We start from the raw sequence: 19,063 nt of genomic DNA on the forward strand, positions 1-19,063 counted from the left end.
TTTAACAGGCTTGCTGAACATTAAAAGGATATCTCTCAATTACGATGAATAGCTTGAATTCTAAAAATAGAAAAGTAGAGTTTAACTCTAAATACATAAAAACAAGAGTAAACGAGCACCCGCCGAAGCAGCCGCGCATGATGTTGATCGAGAAGCGGATCATCTCATACGCCGGAATACGGGCGTTGCCGTACGCCGGGTGCGGCACGCGCTTATACGGCAGCGCGAAGACGCTGTCCATCTCTTCGGTGGAGAGCGGGATGGCCGGCGGGTTGATCCAGATAAAGCGCTCGCCGTGCTTCTGCATCAGCGCGCGGGCGCAGCCCGGGTTCGTTTCATGGTGCAGAATACGGGAGGCATGGGCGTAGAGCACCTTGTCGGCTTTCACCTTCTCGTAGGACGGCAGCAGCACGTAGGTCTTTTCCCACGGCTTCGGCCGCGGCGGCTGCACGACGATAGCCTTCGCTTCCGCTTTCTTTGGCTCAACCGGCTTGTTATCGGCACACGGCAGATCGTCGCCGTACGGGTGCGGGATCGGGTCTATCTTGCCCGGCATATCGATGATGCGGGAATCCACGCCGCGCCAGCCCGGCAGCGCCTCTTTCACCATGATGGCGGTATTGCGCACGTCGCGGATGCTGCTCACCGGCTCGCCCTGCGACAGACGATGCGCTACTTCCACCAGCGGACGCTCGCCGTTGCCGTAAATCAGCATGTCGGCTTTAGAATCCACCAGCACCGAGCGGCGCACGGTATCTGACCAGTAGTCGTAGTGCGCGGTACGGCGCAGGCTCGCCTCGATGCCGCCCAGGATCACCGGCACGTCCTTCCAGGCTTCTTTGCAGCGTTGGGTATACACCAGGGTCGCGCGGTCAGGGCGTTTACCCGCCACGTTATCCGGCGTGTAGGCATCGTCATGACGCAGCTTACGGTCGGCGGTGTAGCGGTTGATCATCGAGTCCATGTTGCCTGCGGTCACGCCGAAGAACAGGTTCGGTTTCCCCAGACGCATAAAGTCGTCTTTGCTGTTCCAGTCAGGCTGGGAGATGATCCCCACGCGGAAGCCCTGGGCCTCAAGCATACGGCCGCAGATGGCCATGCCGAAGCTCGGATGGTCAACGTAGGCGTCGCCCGTAACCAGAATGATGTCGCAGCTGTCCCAGCCCAGCTGGTCCATCTCTTCCCGGGACATCGGCAGGAACGGTGCCGGTCCAAAGCAGGCCGCCCAGTACTGGGGCCAGGAGAAGAGGTCACGATCCGGCTGGATCAGGGAAATTGCGCTCATAATGCTTCCGAAGAAAAAATAGACAAAAGGGCGGGGATTATACGCTGGAACATTGTGGGAAATGAAGGGGTATTTATTACCCGGTGGCGCTACGCTTACCGGGCCTACGGGACTGTAGGTCGGGTAAGGCGAAGCCGCCACCCGACTCGTTTTACGGTGCCGGATTCACCAGCATCTGCCCCACGGAGCCCCTGTCCATCATCTCCAGCGTCTGGCTGTGGAACAGGAACGGGAAGTGCGGCCACGAAGGCTGGCCGTAGTAGACAAGCAGCTCAACCTGGCCGTCCACCCAGACGGTATCTTTCCAGCCGCGATCTTCCGGGAACGGCATCGCGCCGTTAACGTTGCGGATCAGGAACGACACCCCTTCAATATGGAACGACTGCGGCATATCTGAACGCACCGTCCAGCGCTCCCAGGTGCCCTGCTGGGCGGTAATGTCGATGCGGTTGACGTCCCACAGCGCGCCGTTGATGCCCGGATCGTCGCCCAGGCTGATATCACGGCTGCGCACCGGCGAGCCGCTCAGGATCTCCTGCGGCAGCAGGCGCATGGGCAGGCTATCGGTCACCAGCGGCAGCAGGCCGGTTGGGCGCAGGGTCAGCACCAGGGTTGAGACCAGAATGCTCGACGGTTCAAAGAACCCGCGAATACGGTCAACGATGCTGGCCGCTTCGCCGCAGGTCACGGACACTTCATCCCCGTTGGTCATATCAATGAGAACTTCGCGACGCTCACCCGGCGAGAGCGCCAGCTGCTTGACGGAGACCGGCGCCGGTAAAAAGCCCTGATCGCCAGAGATCACGTGCAGCGGACGGCCGTCGCTCATCTGCAGCTGATAGCGGCGCGAGTTAGAGGCATTCAGCAGACGCAGGCGCACCCAGCCGCGAGACACTTCCACATACGGGCTCTGCGCGCCGTTCACCAGCAGCGTATCGCCGACGAAGCCGCCGCTGCCCGGCTCGCTGTATTCCGGCGTACCGAAATTATCCAGACGTTTGTCCTGGATGATAATCGGGAAATCATCGACGCCGTAGTGGTTCGGAATCGGCAGGGATTTGCTGACCTCATCTTCCACCAGCCACATGCCGGCCAGGCCGTTATAGACCTGCTGCGCCGTGCGATTAGGGGTGTTGGCGTGATACCACAGGGTGGCCGCGCTCTGGCGAATGGGCAGCACGGGCGCCCAGTCGGCGCTGGGTGACATCATTCGCGCCGCGCCGCCAATCAGCGGGCCGGGCACCTGTAAGCCGCTGATGGTCATGGCGACGTTTTCAGGGGTACGGTTACTGTAGATGAGCTTTACGTCATCGCCATTCCATACGCGGATGGTCGGCCCGAGATAGCGTCCGTTAATCCCCCAGACCGGCGCGCGCGTCCCCTGGGTGAAGGACCAGTGGCTGCGCTGCAGCGTCAGGAAAAGCGGCTGACCGCGACGGGATTCAATGAGTGGCGGAATGGGCAGCGGCTGTTGCTGCCCGGCGGCGCTGGCTGTCAGCGGCATCGCACCCGCACAGAGGGCGATACCCGAAGCCTGAATAAACTGACGCCGACTGAGTGACATATAAGCTCCATCTGAAACGACTAACAACGCGGGAATTCGTTTTCCCTTCAACGCCGGGTTAAATCTTACCTGCGGCTTCTCTCTCTGCGACTTCTTTATCGAGCAGCGCAATATGCTCAGCCATCAGATCGCGGCAGTGCGCTGCCAGCTCGCGCACCTGATCTTTACCGTATTTGCTGGTATCGACGGGCGGCAGCATTTCGACAATCACCAGCCCGTTATTCAGGCGGTTAAGATTAATCTTATTCGAAGTATTCGAAACGCACACAGGAATAATTGGAACACCTGCCGCAATTGCGGCATGAAACGCACCGGTTTTAAACGGCAGCAGGCCACGACCGCGGCTGCGGGTTCCTTCCGGGAACATCCAGATGGAGATTTTGCGCTTTTTAAAATGGTTCACCACTTCCGCAATGGTGCTGTGCGCTTTTGCACGGTTGTTACGGTCGATCAGCAGGTTACCGGTCAGCCAGTACAGCTGGCCAAAAAACGGGATCCACAGCAGGCTTTTTTTGCCCACCGTCACGGTCGGTGGAAGCACGATATTGGAGGCCGTGACCATATCGTAGTTGTTCTGATGGTTGGCGATATAGATGGCGTTACCGAAGTTCTCCGCCCCTTCCGGCAGACGTTTTTCAACTTTCAGGCCAAACAGCGGCGCAAGACGCCCGAACATATGGCCAAAGGTGGCGACATGCTTCGGGTTGCGCGGGCTGAACAGGCAATAAATAGAGCCGAAAATACAGACCAGAATACAGTAGATAACGGTAAGAATAAGACGAACAATGTATAGCATAGCGACCTCTGAAGCCCCAACAGCTGACAATTATACTTCACCTGTGGCCAGGTAAGGACTTTATTACGAGCGCGTATTGTTAATCGCAACGCACGAATTAACAACGATTTTACGGGAAATTTTCTTGAAATTCCCCCTCGGGCAGAGGGGGATATCACGACATTACTCTTCGCTGTCACCCGCCGCGCTGCGTGCAGGAGAGTCAATCTCCACGCGGTCAATGCGCTGCAGGCCGCGCATCAGCGAGCCGCGGCGACCGCGCTCACCCACCACCTTCTGCAGCTCTTCCGGACGAAGCTTGATTTTGCGCTTGCCGACGTGAATGGTCAGCGTGCTCTGCGGCGGAAGGAGGAAGAGGTGCGCAAGGCTATCTTCGCCTTTCGCGGCCTCCGCCGACGGGATGTTGATGATCTTGTTACCCTTGCCTTTCGACAGCTCCGGCAGATCGCTGACCGGGAACATCAGCATACGACCGGCGGTAGTGATCGCCAGCAGCATGTCGCTTTCGTTCTCAATCACCAGCGGCGCCATCACGTGGGCGTTGTCCGGCAGGCTAATCAGCGCCTTACCGGCACGGTTGCGGGAAACCAGGTCGTTAAAGGTACAGATAAACCCGTAGCCCGCATCGGACGCCAGCAGCAGCTTCTGGTCATCGGCTTCCATCAGCATATGGTCGACCGTCGCGCCCGGCGGCAGCGTCAGCTTGCCGGTGAGCGGTTCGCCCTGCCCGCGCGCGGAAGGCAGCGTGATCGGGTCAATGGCGTAGCTGCGGCCGGTAGAGTCAATGAACGCCACCGGCTGGTTGCTCTTGCCTTTCACCGCCGCTTTAAAGCTGTCCCCCGCCTTGTAGCTGAGCCCCGGCGCGTCGATATCGTGGCCTTTAGCGCTGCGCACCCAGCCGCTTTGCGACAGGACAATAGTCACCGGCTCGGACGGCTGCATGTCGTGCTCGTTCATCGCCTTCGCTTCTTCGCGCTCGTGCAGCGGAGAACGACGGTCGTCGCCAAACGCGTCGGCATCGGCCTGCAGCTCTTTCTTCAGCAGGGTGTTCATCTTGCGCTCGGAGGCGAGGATCGCCTGCAGCTGATCGCGCTCTTTTTCCAGCTCGTTCTGCTCGCCGCGGATTTTCATCTCTTCCAGTTTGGCGAGATGGCGCAGCTTCAGCTCGAGGATCGCTTCGGCCTGGGTTTCGCTGATGCCAAAACGCGACATCAGGGCCGGCTTCGGCTCGTCCTCGGTACGGATGATCTCAATCACCTCGTCGATATTGAGGAACGCCACCAGCAAACCTTCGAGGATATGCAGGCGCTTAAGCACTTTCTCCAGACGATGGTTCAGACGACGGCGGACCGTATCGCGGCGGAACGTCAGCCATTCGCTGAGGATCTCCAGCAGGTTTTTCACCGCCGGGCGCCCGTCGAGGCCGATCATGTTCAGGTTGATGCGGTAGCTTTTTTCCAGATCGGTAGTGGCGAACAGGTGGTTCATCACCTGCTCCATGTCCACGCGGTTGGATCGCGGCACAATCACCAGACGGGTCGGGTTCTCGTGGTCGGATTCGTCGCGCAGGTCGTCCACCATCGGCAGCTTTTTATTGCGCATCTGGGCGGCGATCTGCTCCAGCACTTTGGCACCGGAAACCTGGTGCGGCAGCGCGGTAATGACTACGGCGCCGTCCTCTTTATTCCACACCGCGCGCATGCGCACGGAGCCGCGGCCGTTCTGGTAGATTTTGCGGATTTCCGCGCGCGAGGTGATGATCTCGGCTTCGGTCGGGTAGTCCGGCCCCTGGACGATATCCAGCAGATCGTCGAGCGAGGCTTTCGGCTGCTCAATCAGGGTGATGGCGGCTTTCGCCACTTCACGCAGGTTGTGCGGCGGAATGTCCGTCGCCATGCCGACCGCAATCCCGGTGGTGCCGTTCAGCAGGATGTTCGGCAGGCGCGCAGGCAGCATCTTCGGCTCCTGCAGCGTGCCGTCGAAGTTTGGCACCCAGTCAACGGTTCCCTGACCCAGCTCGCCCAGCAGCACTTCGGCATATTTAGACAGGCGTGATTCGGTATAACGCATCGCCGCGAAGGATTTAGGATCGTCCGGCGCGCCCCAGTTCCCCTGCCCGTCCACCAGCGGGTAGCGGTAGGAGAACGGCTGCGCCATCAGCACCATCGCTTCATAACAGGCGCTGTCGCCGTGCGGATGATATTTACCCAGCACGTCACCGACGGTACGGGCGGATTTCTTGAACTTGGCGGTGGCGTTCAGCCCCAGTTCGGACATCGCATACACGATGCGGCGCTGAACGGGCTTCAGGCCATCTCCGATAAACGGCAACGCCCTGTCCATGATGACGTACATGGAGTAGTTCAGGTAGGCGTTTTCCGTGAATTCATGTAGCGCGAGGCGCTCTGCCATATCGCTCATTACGTGTGATTCCTCAACTCAGAAACCGAAGGGTTTCAGGCAATATTGCCGCAGATACTACCTTATCTGACGAGTTGAGTCACAAAGAAAAAGGGCCGCTTAAGCGGCCCTTTTCGGGTTAGTTGTTCAGCTTGATGACCTGCTTCACGTCGATTTCAAACTCGTTCCACTCTTTATCGACTTTACCCTGGAGTTCGACCTTATCCTGCGGGCTGACGGTCACGCCGTTCCAGCGCTTGTGGTCAATCTCAACCACTACCGTGCCGGTTTCATCGCGGAAGGTATAGCGGTCATCGGACAGGCGCTCGGTGATATTCCCACGCAGCTTCACCCAGGCATCGTCCTTCAGATCCTTCACTTTTGCCGCCGTCGTCAGGTTGGCGTTGTTATCCACAAAACCGCCCTGCTGGGTTTGCGTCTGGGTCGCGGTTGCGGACGGGCCGTTAAAGCCCCCCTGCGCGGCAAAAACAGGGGCAGTGGTCATCATCATGATGGCGGCAATCGCAGCGAATTTTTTCATATTAAGTCTCCCTTTAATCTGGTTTCGCGGTCCATTTAACAGGGTAATCCTTAACAACTTCTTAAGGGAAAAATTTATTTATTTTTTCTGTACAGCGCACGGGCGCAGGAGGTTTACTGGCGGCAACAAGGAGGGAATATGCGCATTTTACTGGTAGAAGACGACAGGTTAATCGGCGACGGCATCAAGGCGGGCTTAAGCAAAATGGGCTTTAGCGTGGACTGGTTTACCGACGGTAAAACCGGTCAGGCTGCGCTTTCGTCTGCGCCCTATGATGCCGTGGTGCTGGATCTGACGCTGCCGGAAATTGACGGTCTGGAGATCCTGCGCGCGTGGCGCGAAAGCGGGCGCAGCGAGCCGGTATTAATTCTGACGGCGCGGGATGCGCTTAGCCAGCGCGTCGAGGGGCTGCGTCTCGGCGCGGATGATTACCTCTGTAAGCCGTTCGCGCTGATCGAAGTGGGTGCCCGCCTCGAAGCGCTGGTCCGCCGCAGCCACGGCCAGGCGCGCAGCGAGCTGCGCCACGGGAAGGTGACGCTCGATCCGACCCGTCTCATCGCCACGCTGGACGGCGAGCCGCTGACGCTCAAGCCGAAAGAGTTCGCCCTGCTGGAGCTGTTAATGCGCAATGCGGGTCGGGTGCTGCCGCGCAAGCTGATCGAGGAAAAACTCTATACCTGGGACGACGACGTCTCCAGCAACGCGGTAGAAGTCCACGTTCATCACCTGCGCCGCAAGCTTGGCAGCGAGTTTATCCGCACCGTGCACGGCATCGGCTACACCCTGGGTGACGCATGAAGCTGAGCCTGAAGCTGCGCCTGACGCTTCTCTTCCTGCTGCTCTCGCTGACGGCCTGGTTTGCCGCCAGCCTGGTGGCCTGGCAGCAAACGACCCACAAGCTCGATAAGCTGTTCGATACCCAGCAGATGCTGTTTGCCAAACGACTGCTGACGATGGATCTTAACGAGATCCGCGCCCCCGAACGCATGCGTGAGATCCCCAAAAAAGTGAAGCACGGTCGTCTGGATGATGACGCGCTGGCTTTTGCCATTTACACCGTCGACGGCAAGATGCTCCTGAACGACGGCGAAAACGGCCGCGATATTCCGTACCACTATCGCCGTGACGGCTTTGACGACGGACGGCTTCAGGATGATAACGACGAATGGCGCTTTTTATGGCTGACCTCGCCAGACGGGAAATACCGCGTAGTGGTCGGCCAGGAGTGGGAGTACCGCCAGGATATGGCGCTGGACGTGGTCAGCTCGCAGCTCACGCCGTGGCTGGTGGCGCTGCCCGTGATGTTGCTTCTGCTGATTCTCCTCCTCAGCCGGGAGCTGAAGCCGCTGAAAAAGCTGGCGCAGACCCTGCGCTCCCGCTCGCCGGACGCCACCGATGCGCTGCCCCTTGAGGGCGTCCCCCTGGAGGTGCGCCCCCTGCTCGACGCGCTGAATCATCTCTTCGCGCGTACCCAGGAGATGATGACCCGCGAGCGCCGCTTTACCTCTGATGCCGCCCACGAGCTGCGCAGCCCGCTGGCGGCCCTGAAGGTGCAAACCGACGTGGCGCAGCTCTCGCAGGACGATCCGCAGGCGCGGGAAAAGGCGCTGATGCAGCTGCATGCGGGCATCGACCGCGCTTCCCGGCTGGTGGATCAGCTCCTCACCCTGTCGCGTCTGGACTCGCTGGACAGCCTCGACGGTGTAGAACAGATCGCGATGGCCGATTTGCTGCAGTCCGCGGTAATGGATATTTACCCTGCGGCGCAGCAGGCGGGCATTGATATCCGTCTCAACATCAACGCGCCCGAGGTGACGCGCACGGGACAGCAGCTGCTCCTGAGCCTGCTGGTACGCAACCTGCTGGATAACGCGATTCGCTACAGCCCGCGCGGCAGCGTGGTGGACGTGACGCTGGACGCGCATCGCTTTACCGTACGCGACAACGGCCCGGGCATTTCGCCCGACGCGCTGGCGCGCATCGGCGAACGCTTTTACCGTCCGCCGGGTCAGGATGCCACGGGCAGCGGGCTGGGGTTATCCATTGTGAAGCGCATCGCCTCCCTGCACGAAATGCGCGTCGCGCCGGGCAATGCCCCTGAAGGCGGTTTTGAAGTGAAGGTCAGCTGGTGAGGGATTATTGCATCTGGAGCAAAAGACTTTGCACATTTTGCTCATTTTTCCGCTCCGTGCTCGCGCGTAGAATACCCGCCATACTCTCATCATCGAGGACAAGTAATGAGCAACATTCTGATTATCAACGGTGCAAAAGAATTTGCGCACTCTAAAGGCCAGCTGAATGACACCCTGACCGAGGTCGCGGACGGTTTCCTGCGCGACGCCGGGCATGATGTTAAGGTCGTACGCGCGGACAGTAACTACGACGTGAAGGCCGAAGTGCAGAATTTCCTGTGGGCTGACGTCGTGATCTGGCAGATGCCCGGCTGGTGGATGGGCGCGCCGTGGACCGTGAAAAAATACATGGACGACGTGTTCACCGAAGGTCATGGCTCACTGTATGCCAGCGACGGTCGTACCCGTTCTGACGCGTCCAAAAAATACGGTTCCGGCGGCCTGATTCAGGGCAAAAAATATATGCTGTCGCGGACCTGGAACGCCCCGCTGGAAGCCTTCACCGAGAAAGATCAGTTCTTCGAAGGCGTGGGCGTGGACGGCGCATACCTGCCGTTCCACAAGGCGAATCAGTTCCTGGGCATGGATCCGCTGCCGACCTTTATCGTCAACGACGTGATTAAAATGCCTGATGTCCCGCGCTATATCGCAGAATATCGCAAGCATCTCGCGGAAATTTTTGCTTAACTGGTAGCCTGGAATTAAAGGAGTAGTCAACATGCTTACCGTAATCGCAGAAATCCGTACTCGTCCAGGTCAACATCACCGTCAGGCGGTGCTGGATCAGTTCGCGAAAATTATCCCGACCGTACTGAAAGAAGAAGGCTGCCACGGCTACGCGCCGATGGTGGATGCCGCCACTGACGCAAGCTTCCAGGCCACCGCGCCGGACTCGATCATCATGGTTGAGCAGTGGGAAACCGTCGCGCATCTTGAAGCGCACCTGCAGACCGCGCACATGAAAGCGTGGAGCGACGCGGTGAAAGGCGACGTGCTGGAAACCCACATCCGCATCCTGGAGCAAGGGGCGTAAGTTCGTGGTATTTGCCGGGTGGCAATGCGTTTACCCGGCCTACTAAAACTGCACCGTAGGCCCGGTAAGCGCTAGCGCCACCGGGCTTTGTTTTAGCTGCTTTTCTTCCCCGGCTTTAACCCGCGATGTAACTCGTTGATGCGCTTCATCGACTTGATGGAGCGCTGCGGCTCGGTGGAGGCGACGGATAAAATAATCATCTCCAGACACAGCAGCACCGTGCCGTGGAGCGGGATTTTGCCCTTTTCGCCGCCGCGCGGAACGTGGATCACCACGCTGGCCTCCTTGCTGAATCGCGAATCGAGGGCATTGGTCAGCAGGATGGTGGGAATACCGAGACGTTTTGCTTCACGGAGCGTGGTTTGCCCTTCCCGGTGCGCGGATTTCTGCGCCATCATCACCAGCACGTCGCCGCGCTGAAGCGCAATCAGCTGCTCGGCAAGCCCTATTCCGGTCCGGTTTAGGGGCGTGGCCGGTAACCCCATACGGCTGAACAGCCTGGCGGTGTACTCGGCCAGAATGCCGGAGGCGCCAATGCCAAAGATGGCAACCTGCCTCGCCTGAGCCAGCAGAGAGACCGCCTGCGCCATCGCGAAGCGGTTGTGGGGCTCCGATAACACCTCGCAGGTGTGTTGATGCCCCTCCAGCACAAAATCAATGCTTGCGTTAACGTCGCTGGCGAGCGTGTTCACCGTAGTGGAGATCTTTTCGCTGGAGGTGACCACCGGACCAAACCACTGCTCCAGCGTCTGCTTGAGATCGCGCAGCCCGGCGAAGCCCAGCGCCTGAATGGCGCGAACGACGGTGGCATCGGACGTTTTCAGCAACGTCGCGATCTCCATCGCCGTCTGTTCCATCACCGCTTCACGATTCTCGTTGATGTAGCGCGCCACCTGCAGCAGGCGCGGCGTCAGCTGGTGCGCCCGCGAGCGGAGGCGGTCGCCAAAGACGTCGACTTTTCGGCTCACCGCGATGCCTCCGGCAGCGGACGCCCGGCAATCTGCGACTGCACCTGCGCGGCCATCAGCCCTAAAGACGCAAACGAATTTGAGATGGCCTCTTCACGCGAGATCAGCACGTAGTGCCCGGTTCGGCAGGCGTTCAGGAACTGGCACCAGCCCGGCATGACCGCATCCATTGCCGCCAGCTCGTCCTGCGGTTTACCGCCCGTATCCCCGCGCCAGGTGGCGAAGACGAAATCGGCGTCCAGCTCCGGCAGTCGCTCGGCGCTGACGTCTATCCGTCCCCCTTCCGGGATGGACTCAATCAGCGGTGGGAAGGTAAAACCGGCATCACGCAGCACGCGGCCCAGCGAGTGGTAGCTGTGCATGGCGTTGATTTTCCCCTGATTGGCCTGAATCACCGACACGGTGATTTTGCGCGTGTCGATGGCCGCCTTCAGCGCCCTGATTTGTTCCCGATAGCGGCGTTCCAGAATGTTTAGCCTTGCCTGCGTGCCCGTGAGCTGCGCCAGCTTGCGGTAGATTTCCGGCGCCCCGCCGTCGAGATGATCGATGCTCACCGTAGGGGCAATTTTCGCCAGCTGTTCCACCGGGGTGTTACGCGTCGGCTCGGTGATAATCAGGTCAGGCTTTGCGGCGGCAATGGCCTCTATGTTGATATCCGCCGTACCGATAAATTTGATGTCGGAATTATCGAAGTCGACGCCGGTCAGCATGCCGCTGGAACGCAGAAAGTGGCTGCCGTCAGGCCGCGTGCGTCCATGGCTCGCCACCGGCGGCACGCCAAGCTCTATCAGCGGAATGGTGATATCAAGATCGTGTAAGGAGACGATCCGCTTCGGGTGAACCGGCACAGCAACCTTGCGTCCCAAATCGTCGGTAAATATCTGCGTCGGCTCCGCCGCGCTCACCGCGAAGCCCACCAGCAACAGCATCGAAAACAGTATGCGCATCATAGTCCCCTAAAATCTGTCCCGACGCTGCCAGAGCAGCAGCAGGAAAAACGGTCCGCCAATCAGTGAAATCACAATCCCCGCCGGCAGCTGCAGCGGGAGGAAAGCCAGGCGTCCGACGTTATCCGCCAGCAGCACCAGCAGCGCGCCCAGCACGGCGCTTCCCGTCAGGAGCGCGGTTTGCCCGCCTCGCAGCAGCAGGCGCGCCATGTGCGGGGCAATCAGCCCCACGAATCCAATACTGCCCACGCAGGAGACGCAGGCCGCCGTCAGCACCACCGGGGCAAGAACCCGCAGCAGCGCCAGCCGGGTTATGCGCACGCCAAGTCCCGTCGCGGCGTGGTTGCCGAGCAGCGCCACGTCCGCTGACCGCGCGGTAAAGAGCAGCAGCGCAAACGCGGGGGCGGCCCAGAGCGCGGCCAATCCCACCAGCGTCCAGTTTGCCGCATGAAGGCTTCCCGCCAGCCACAGCATTGCCGTCTGCACGTCGCGCACGTCGGCGGTGGTCATAAAAACGCCCATTGCCGCAGCGAAGGCCCACGACACGCCGATGCCGATCGGGATGAACCGCGGGCGCGAGATGTCGCGCGCCAGGGCAATCACCAGCAGCGCGGTGAGTAGCCCACCGGCCATGCCGACCAGCGGTCGCCAGGCCAGGCCAAGCGCCGGGAACTGGAAAATCAGCAGCAGTACCGCCGCGCTGCAGCCCTCCTTCACGCCGATAAGCCCCGGGTCAGCAAGGCCATTGCGGGTGACAGACTGCATTGCCGCCCCCGCCATGCCGAGCATCGCGCCGCACAGCACCGCCATCAGCAGGCGCGGCAGGCGGATATCCATCACGATGTAGCGCGTCTCCGCCGTCAGACTTTCAGGCGAAAACAGCGCGCGCCCGATGGCGGAGGCGGGAATGGGTAATGAGCCGTGCGTCAGGCCAAAAGCGGTCAGCACGCAGGCCGCCAGCGTCAGCACGGCCAGACACGCCAGCGCTTTTGGACGAACCAGCGTCGAGAAGGCACCCACGCGTAACGCACGCAGTCCGGCCCGGTTCATTTGAACATCCTCGCGGCCATCAGGATAAACACGGGCGCGCCAACCAGAGCCGTCATGATGCCGGTTGCCAGTTCCCAGGGCGTAAACAGCGTGCGGGCGGCGATATCCGCCAGCAGCAGAACCAGCGCACCGCACAGGGCGGACAGCGGCACCATCACGCGTAAATCGACCGACGCCAGACGGCGAATAAGCTGCGGCACGACCAGCCCGATAAAGCCAATCGGCCCGGCGATTGAGACGGCCGCGCCGCAGAGCAGCGCGATGGCCAGCAGGGCCAGCAGGCGGGTTTTCAGCAGCGACACGCCGAGCCCCTGCGCCATTCGGTCTCCCAGCGCCAGCATGTTGAGCGAAGGCGACAGCCCGATAGCGAGAACAAAACCGGCGGCTGCAGACCAAAGCGCCCCCTGAAGCGTCTGCACGCTGACCCCGGCCAGATCCCCCGCCAGCCAGGTGCGCATGGCGAGCAGCGTCTGCTCATCAAGGATTAATACCGCGGCGGTAATCGACGAGGCAAACGCCGACATCGCCACGCCGCACAGGGTGATTTTCATTGGCGTAAGCCCGGTGCGGCCGGACGAGGAGAACGTCAGCACCAGCAGAAACAGCGCGGCGGCACCGGCGGCGGCAATCAGCGGACGACCAAACGGCAGCGAGAGCCCAAGCGCGCTCGTCAGCACCACCGCCAGTGCCGCCCCGGCGTTAAGCCCCAGAATATGCGGCTCGCCGAGCGGGTTGCGGATTACGGACTGCAGCAGCACGCCCGCGACGCCGAGCGCGGCGCCCGTCACCATCGCGGCGCAGAGGCGCAGCAGCCTTAATTTGATAATGACGTTATGGTCGAAATTGCGCGGATCGAAATGGATGAATGCCTCTACCACCGTCTGCGGGGCGATAAAGCGCGCGCCGATCCCAAGGTGCAGAATCGCACCCAGTGCCAGCAGTAAGGCGAAGAGCAGGAAGGCCAGAGATGAGCGCATCATGGCTGAACGGTGCCCTGGCGAAATGGCATGAAGAACGGCTTGCCGGTCAACGGGTTAATGGACATATGCACGTCCACATCAAACACCGCTTTGATCAGCGCTGGCGTGCAGACGTCGCCCTCATGCAAGACGCCTTCCACTTTCCCCTGGCGTAAAAAGACCAGCGAGTCGCCGTAGTTCACGGCGAAGTTGAGGTCGTGCAGCACCACCACGACGGTACGCCCGTGCCGGCGGGTCAGGGCGTGCAGCAGTTCCAGGATCTCCACCTGGTAGCGGAGATCGAGAAACGTCGTGGGCTCGTCAAGCAGGATATACGGCGTTTGCTGCGCCAGCGCCATGGCGATCCAGCAGCGCTGACGCTGCCCGCCGGACAGGCTCTCCACCGGCATATGGGCAAACTCCGCCGTACCGGTAAGGCGAAGCGCCTCTTCCACCGCCCGCTCGTCCTCGTCGCTCCACTGGCGCATGAAATTTTGCCAGGGAAAACGCCCGCGCGAGACCAGTTCAAAAACGGTTAACCCTTCCGGCAGCAGCGGAGACTGCGGGAGAATGCCAAGCTGACGGGCGACCGCTTTAGTCGGCTGCTCGTGAATCGCCTTGCCGTCGAGAACGGCCCCGCCGCCAAGCGGCTGGAGCAAGCGCGCAATCGTGCTCAGCAGCGTGGATTTCCCACAGCCGTTCGCCCCTACCAGCACCGTCATTTTCTGCTGAGGGATCGTAAGGGAGATATCATCAACGATGATTTTTTTCTGATAGCCCGCAGAGAGGTTCTCCAGAACCAGTCCCGGTTTTTGGGTGTTGTGAGCCACGTGTATGCCAACGTAATAAAAAACAGCAATAAATATAAATAAAAATCATTCTCTTTTGAGAGTTTGACGCCGCGCCCTGTAGTAGTCAAGAGAAGAAACACCCTGAAAAAACCAGGGGTAAGCCAGAGGAAAGACAAAAGCAAGAAGGTTTAAAAAACCATCAATTTTAATAACTTAAAAACATATCCGCTGCGCTTACCTCCATAGCTATCTGCTGTAGCCAAATTTTTCTTTTTTCCATTTACTACTACATTCGCGCATGATTGAATGATTCTCAATTACATGTTCGATGCCGGTTCTGGCTAACGAGCAGACCATAAAGGGCAATGACTCATACAGTTTGCCGCGAGCGCATTCGCGGGATATTTCGGGATAACAGATGTAATGGCTACGTTCACACCTTCACTCTCTGGCGTAAAAGGGCGCGCGCTCTTTTCACTGCTGTTTATGGCGCCGCTGGCGCATGCAGCAGACACCAGTGCGGCGAAAGACGGCGAAACGCTTACCGTCACCGCCGATCCAAATACCACGGCGGAGGCCACCAACGGCTATCAGCCGCTGAATACCTCCACCGCGACGTTAACCAACATGCCGATGCTGGATATCCCGCAGGTGGTGAATACCGTCAGCGATAAAGTGCTGGAGGATCAGCACGCCACCACGCTGGATGAAGCGCTCTATAACGTCAGCAACGTGGTGCAGACCAACACCCTGGGCGGCACGCAGGATGCCTTCGTGCGCCGCGGGTTTGGCGCGAACCGGGACGGCTCGATCATGACCAACGGTCTACGCACCGTCCTGCCGCGCAGCTTTAACGCCGCCACCGAGCGCGTGGAGGTGCTGAAAGGCCCGGCCTCAACGCTGTACGGCATTTTAGACCCGGGTGGCCTGATTAACGTCGTCACCAAACGCCCGGAGAAGACCTTCGGCGGCTCGATTTCCGCCACCTCCTCCAGCTTTGGCGGCGGCACCGGACAGGTTGACGTGACCGGCCCGATTGACGGCACGCGCCTGGCGTATCGCCTGACGGGCGAGTATCAGGACGAGGATTACTGGCGTAATTTTGGCAACGAGCGCAGCACCTTTATCGCCCCGTCGCTCACCTGGCTTGGCGACGATGCCACCGTGACCGTGCTCTACTCGCACCGAGACTATAAAACGCCGTTCGATCGCGGCACGATCTTCGACCTCAACACCAAACAGCCGGTGAACGTCGATCGCAAGACCCGCTTTGACGAGCCGTTTAATATCACCGACGGCCAGTCCGATCTCGCCCAGCTGAACGCGGAATACCGCCTTAACAGCCAGTGGACCGCGAAGTTCGACTACAGCTACAGCCAGGACAAGTACAGCGATAATCAGGCCCGCGTGATGGCCTATGATTCAAAAACCGGCAACCTGACCCGCCGCGTGGACGCCACCCAGGGGTCGACCCAGCGCATGCACTCGACGCGAGCGGATCTGCAGGGGAACGTGGACATCGCGGGCTTTTACAATGAGATCCTCACCGGCGTGTCGTATGAGAATTACGATCTGCTGCGCACGGACATGATCCGCTGCAAGAACGTGAAGGACTTCAATATTTACAACCCGAGCTACGGCAGCCTCGGCAAGTGCACTACCGTCTCGGCATCCGACAGCGATCAAACCATCAGGCAGGAGAGCTACTCTGCCTACGCGCAGGACGCGCTGTACCTGACCGATAAGTGGATCGCCGTCGCCGGGCTGCGCTACCAGTATTACACCCAGTACGCGGGGAAAGGACGTCCGTTTAACGTGAACACCGACAGCCGCGACGACCAGTGGACGCCGAAGCTGGGTCTTGTCTATAAGCTCACCCCGGCGGTCTCGCTGTTTGCCAACTATTCCCAGACGTTTATGCCGCAGTCGTCTATTGCGAGCTACATTGGTGATCTGCCGCCGGAAACGTCGAACGCCTATGAAATCGGCGCAAAGTTCGACCTGTTCGACGGCATTACCGCAAACATCGCGCTGTTTGATATCCACAAGCGCAACGTGCTGTACACCGAGAGCGTCGGCGATGAAACCGTTGCTAAAACCGCGGGCCGCGTGCGCTCTCAGGGCGTGGAGGTGGATCTTGCCGGGTCGTTGACGGAGAACACCAACATTATCGCCAGCTACGGCTATACCGACGCGAAGGTGCTGGAAGACCCGGACTACGCGGGCAAACCGCTGCCGAACGTGCCGCGCCATACCGGCTCGCTGTTCCTCACCTACGATATTCATAATGCGTTTGCCGGGAATACCCTGACGCTGGGCGGCGGCGGGCACGGCGTGAGCCGTCGCTCAGCGACCAACGGCGCGGATTATTATCTGCCGGGCTATTTCGTGGCGGATGCGTTTGCGGCGTACAAGATGAAGCTGCAATATCCGGTGACGCTGCAGGTGAACGTGAAGAACCTGTTTGATAAAACCTACTACACGTCTTCCATTGCGACCAACAACCTGGGCAACCAGATTGGCGACCCGCGCGAAGTGCAGTTTACGGTGAAGATGGAGTTTTGATTCAGTGCGGGATGTTCCCCTCTCCCCATAGGGGCGAGGGGATCGATCGTAGGCCCGGTAAGCGCAGCGCCACCGGGCAAAAAAAAAGCCCTGCATCGCAGGGCTTTTTCAGCATCAGGCCTCAATATCCGCCATATCGCCCTTCTCCTGCAGCCAGTTACGTCGGTCTTCCGAACGTTTCTTGGCAAGGAGCATATCCATCATGGCGTTGGTCTGCTGTTCATCTTCGTCGCTGATGGTCAGCTGCACCAGACGGCGGGTATTCGGATCCAGCGTCGTTTCGCGCAGCTGCATCGGGTTCATCTCGCCCAGCCCTTTAAAGCGCTGCACGTTAGGCTTGCCCTTCTTACGCTTGAGCTGCTCCAGCACGCCCGCTTTCTCTTCTTCCGTCAGCGCGTAGTAAACCTCTTTGCCGAGGTCGATACGGTACAGCGGCGGCAGCGCCACGTGGACGTGACCGTTTTTCACCAGCGTGCGGAAGTGCTTCACGAACAGCGCGCACAGCAGCGTGGCGATGTGCAGACCGTCGGAGTCCGCATCCGCGAGGATACAGATCTTGCCGTAGCGCAGCTGGCTGAGATCGTCGCTGTCCGGATCGATGCCGATCGCGACAGAGATATCGTGCACTTCCTGCGAGGCCAACACTTCATCAGAAGAGACTTCCCAGGTGTTCAGGATCTTACCCTTGAGCGGCATGATCGCCTGATATTCACGATCGCGCGCCTGCTTGGCCGATCCGCCCGCCGAGTCCCCTTCCACGAGGAACAGCTCGGTACGGTTGAGATCCTGCGCGGTACAGTCCGCCAGCTTGCCCGGCAGCGCGGGGCCGCTGGTCAGCTTTTTACGCACCACTTTCTTGGCGGCACGCAGACGACGCTGGGCGCTGGAGATCGCCATTTCGGCCAGCATCTCTGCCGCCTGAACGTTCTGGTTCAGCCAGAGGGTAAAGGCATCTTTCACCACGCCGGAGACGAATGCCGCGCACTGGCGTGACGACAGGCGCTCTTTGGTCTGACCGGCAAACTGCGGATCCTGCATCTTCACGGAGAGCACGTAGGCACAGCGGTCCCAGATATCTTCCGCCGACAGCTTCACGCCGCGAGGCAGGATGTTACGGTATTCACAGAACTCGCGCATCGCGTCCAGCAGGCCCTGACGCAGGCCGTTGACGTGAGTACCGCCGAGCATGGTGGGGATTAGGTTGACGTAGCTTTCGGTCAGCAGCTCGCCGCCCTCCGGCAGCCACAGCAGCGCCCAGTCTACCGCTTCGGTGTCGCCGCTAAAGTTACCCACGAACGGTTTTTCCGGCAGCGTCGGCAGGCCGTTGACCGCTTCACACAGGTAGTCGTTCAGACCATCGGCGTAGCACCAGCTTTGTTCAGTGTTATTTACGTGGTCTTTAAAGGTGATTTCCACGCCCGGACAGAGCACCGCTTTCGCCTTCAGCAGGTGCGTCAGACGAGAAACGGAAAAACGCGGGCTGTCGAAGAAGCTTTCGTCTGGCCAGAAGTGGACGCTGGTGCCGGTGTTGCGTTTGCCGCACGTGCCGACAACCTGCAGATCCTGAACCTTCTCGCCGTTTTCAAACGCGATGTTATAGATCTGACCGTCGCGACGGACGTTCACTTCCACGCGTTTGGACAGGGCATTCACCACGGAAATGCCCACACCGTGCAGACCCCCGGAGAACTGGTAGTTCTTGTTAGAGAACTTACCGCCCGCGTGCAGACGACAGAGGATCAGCTCAACGGCCGGGACGCCCTCTTCCGGGTGAATATCCACCGGCATGCCGCGCCCGTCGTCGATGACTTCCAGCGACTGATCGGCGTGCAGGATAACGTCGACGCGTTTGGCGTGTCCCGCCAGCGCTTCGTCCACACTGTTATCAATAACTTCCTGGCCCAGATGGTTTGGGCGTGTCGTATCGGTGTACATCCCCGGGCGGCGGCGAACCGGCTCAAGCCCGGTGAGGACCTCAATGGCATCAGCGTTATAGGTTTGCGTCATGATTTAAACTAGCAATTCGCATTGA

At 59.8% G+C, this 19,063-nt stretch carries 15 protein-coding genes and 1 pseudogene; 5 read left to right on the top strand and 11 right to left on the bottom strand.

The genetic code is table 11. The features are described from left to right. Positions 1-109 precede the first annotated feature (109 nt). From ACMWKK_RS15105 to ACMWKK_RS15125, 5 genes and pseudogenes are all read right to left on the bottom strand, one after another. Positions 110-1,285: pseudogene (locus ACMWKK_RS15105) on the bottom strand (YgiQ family radical SAM protein); the annotation flags it as partial. 151 nt (positions 1,286-1,436) lie between these two features. Beyond that, a complete protein-coding gene (gene ftsP / locus ACMWKK_RS15110) occupies positions 1,437-2,849 on the bottom strand; it encodes a cell division protein FtsP (protein ID WP_045330101.1) in 1,413 nt (470 codons plus the stop codon). A 58-nt stretch (positions 2,850-2,907) separates the two neighbouring features. Further along, the gene (gene plsC, locus ACMWKK_RS15115) at positions 2,908-3,645 is read right to left on the bottom strand and encodes a 1-acylglycerol-3-phosphate O-acyltransferase (protein ID WP_024906505.1); all 738 of its coding nucleotides are present in this window, start codon (positions 3,643-3,645) and stop codon (positions 2,908-2,910) included. Positions 3,646-3,807: 162 nt separating this feature from the next. Beyond that, complete coding sequence (gene parC, locus ACMWKK_RS15120; protein WP_112781501.1) at positions 3,808-6,066, bottom strand: DNA topoisomerase IV subunit A; 2,259 nt, start codon at positions 6,064-6,066, stop codon at positions 3,808-3,810. Positions 6,067-6,184: 118 nt separating this feature from the next. Beyond that, positions 6,185-6,586, bottom strand: a complete 402-nt coding sequence (locus ACMWKK_RS15125) for a YgiW/YdeI family stress tolerance OB fold protein (protein WP_112781500.1) — start codon at positions 6,584-6,586, stop codon at positions 6,185-6,187. A 138-nt stretch (positions 6,587-6,724) separates the two neighbouring features. On the opposite strand from ACMWKK_RS15125, the gene qseB reads away from it, so the two are divergent. The 4 genes from qseB (at position 6,725) to ACMWKK_RS15145 (ending at position 9,751) form a co-directional block, all read left to right on the top strand. Next, positions 6,725-7,384, top strand: a complete 660-nt coding sequence (gene qseB, locus ACMWKK_RS15130; RefSeq protein WP_045330096.1) for a quorum sensing response regulator transcription factor QseB — start codon at positions 6,725-6,727, stop codon at positions 7,382-7,384. Continuing rightward, positions 7,381-8,718 carry a quorum sensing histidine kinase QseC gene (qseC, locus tag ACMWKK_RS15135; RefSeq protein WP_112781499.1) on the top strand — a complete coding sequence of 446 codons (1,338 nt, stop codon included), beginning with the start codon at positions 7,381-7,383 and terminating at the stop codon, positions 8,716-8,718. Before qseB ends, qseC begins: the two co-directional genes overlap by 4 nt. A 105-nt stretch (positions 8,719-8,823) precedes the next feature. Continuing rightward, a complete protein-coding gene (locus tag ACMWKK_RS15140) occupies positions 8,824-9,405 on the top strand; it encodes an NAD(P)H-dependent oxidoreductase (RefSeq protein WP_406542853.1) in 582 nt (193 codons plus the stop codon). Between the two features lie 31 nt (positions 9,406-9,436). Beyond that, positions 9,437-9,751, top strand: a complete 315-nt coding sequence (locus ACMWKK_RS15145; RefSeq protein WP_032642059.1) for a putative quinol monooxygenase — start codon at positions 9,437-9,439, stop codon at positions 9,749-9,751. 92 nt (positions 9,752-9,843) lie between these two features. On the opposite strand, the gene ACMWKK_RS15150 is transcribed toward ACMWKK_RS15145, so the two are convergent. From ACMWKK_RS15150 to ACMWKK_RS15170, 5 genes are read right to left on the bottom strand one after another with little or no spacing between them, the layout of a single operon-like run. Beyond that, positions 9,844-10,719 (bottom strand): MurR/RpiR family transcriptional regulator, encoded by an 876-nt coding sequence (locus ACMWKK_RS15150; RefSeq protein ID WP_045330092.1) that lies wholly within the window; start codon positions 10,717-10,719, stop codon positions 9,844-9,846. Further along, entirely contained in the window at positions 10,716-11,666 is a 951-nt protein-coding gene (locus ACMWKK_RS15155) for an iron-siderophore ABC transporter substrate-binding protein (protein WP_112781530.1), read from the bottom strand. The genes ACMWKK_RS15150 and ACMWKK_RS15155 overlap by 4 nt, the downstream gene beginning before the upstream one ends. A 9-nt stretch (positions 11,667-11,675) precedes the next feature. Continuing rightward, positions 11,676-12,716 (bottom strand): FecCD family ABC transporter permease, encoded by a 1,041-nt coding sequence (locus tag ACMWKK_RS15160; protein ID WP_112781498.1) that lies wholly within the window; start codon positions 12,714-12,716, stop codon positions 11,676-11,678. After that, the gene (locus tag ACMWKK_RS15165; RefSeq protein ID WP_045330089.1) at positions 12,713-13,696 is read right to left on the bottom strand and encodes a FecCD family ABC transporter permease; all 984 of its coding nucleotides are present in this window, start codon (positions 13,694-13,696) and stop codon (positions 12,713-12,715) included. The genes ACMWKK_RS15160 and ACMWKK_RS15165 overlap by 4 nt, the downstream gene beginning before the upstream one ends. Then, positions 13,693-14,505, bottom strand: a complete 813-nt coding sequence (locus ACMWKK_RS15170) for an ABC transporter ATP-binding protein (protein ID WP_112781497.1) — start codon at positions 14,503-14,505, stop codon at positions 13,693-13,695. Before ACMWKK_RS15170 ends, ACMWKK_RS15165 begins: the two co-directional genes overlap by 4 nt. A gap of 384 nt (positions 14,506-14,889) precedes the next feature. Here ACMWKK_RS15170 and ACMWKK_RS15175 point away from each other — a divergent pair, with 384 nt between their 5' ends. Further along, positions 14,890-17,031 (top strand): TonB-dependent siderophore receptor, encoded by a 2,142-nt coding sequence (locus tag ACMWKK_RS15175; protein ID WP_112781496.1) that lies wholly within the window; start codon positions 14,890-14,892, stop codon positions 17,029-17,031. Between the two features lie 114 nt (positions 17,032-17,145). Here the strand turns inward: ACMWKK_RS15175 and parE are convergent, their stop codons facing one another. Next, on the bottom strand, positions 17,146-19,038 hold the full coding sequence (parE, locus tag ACMWKK_RS15180; RefSeq protein WP_032642071.1) for a DNA topoisomerase IV subunit B: 1,893 nt from the start codon (positions 19,036-19,038) through the stop codon (positions 17,146-17,148). Between the last annotated feature and the right edge of the window lie 25 nt (positions 19,039-19,063).

It is taken from the genome of Enterobacter sp. 01-M-03-SI-ECC, assembly GCF_047530215.1.
Taxonomy (GTDB): Bacteria; Pseudomonadota; Gammaproteobacteria; order Enterobacterales; family Enterobacteriaceae; genus Enterobacter; species Enterobacter chengduensis.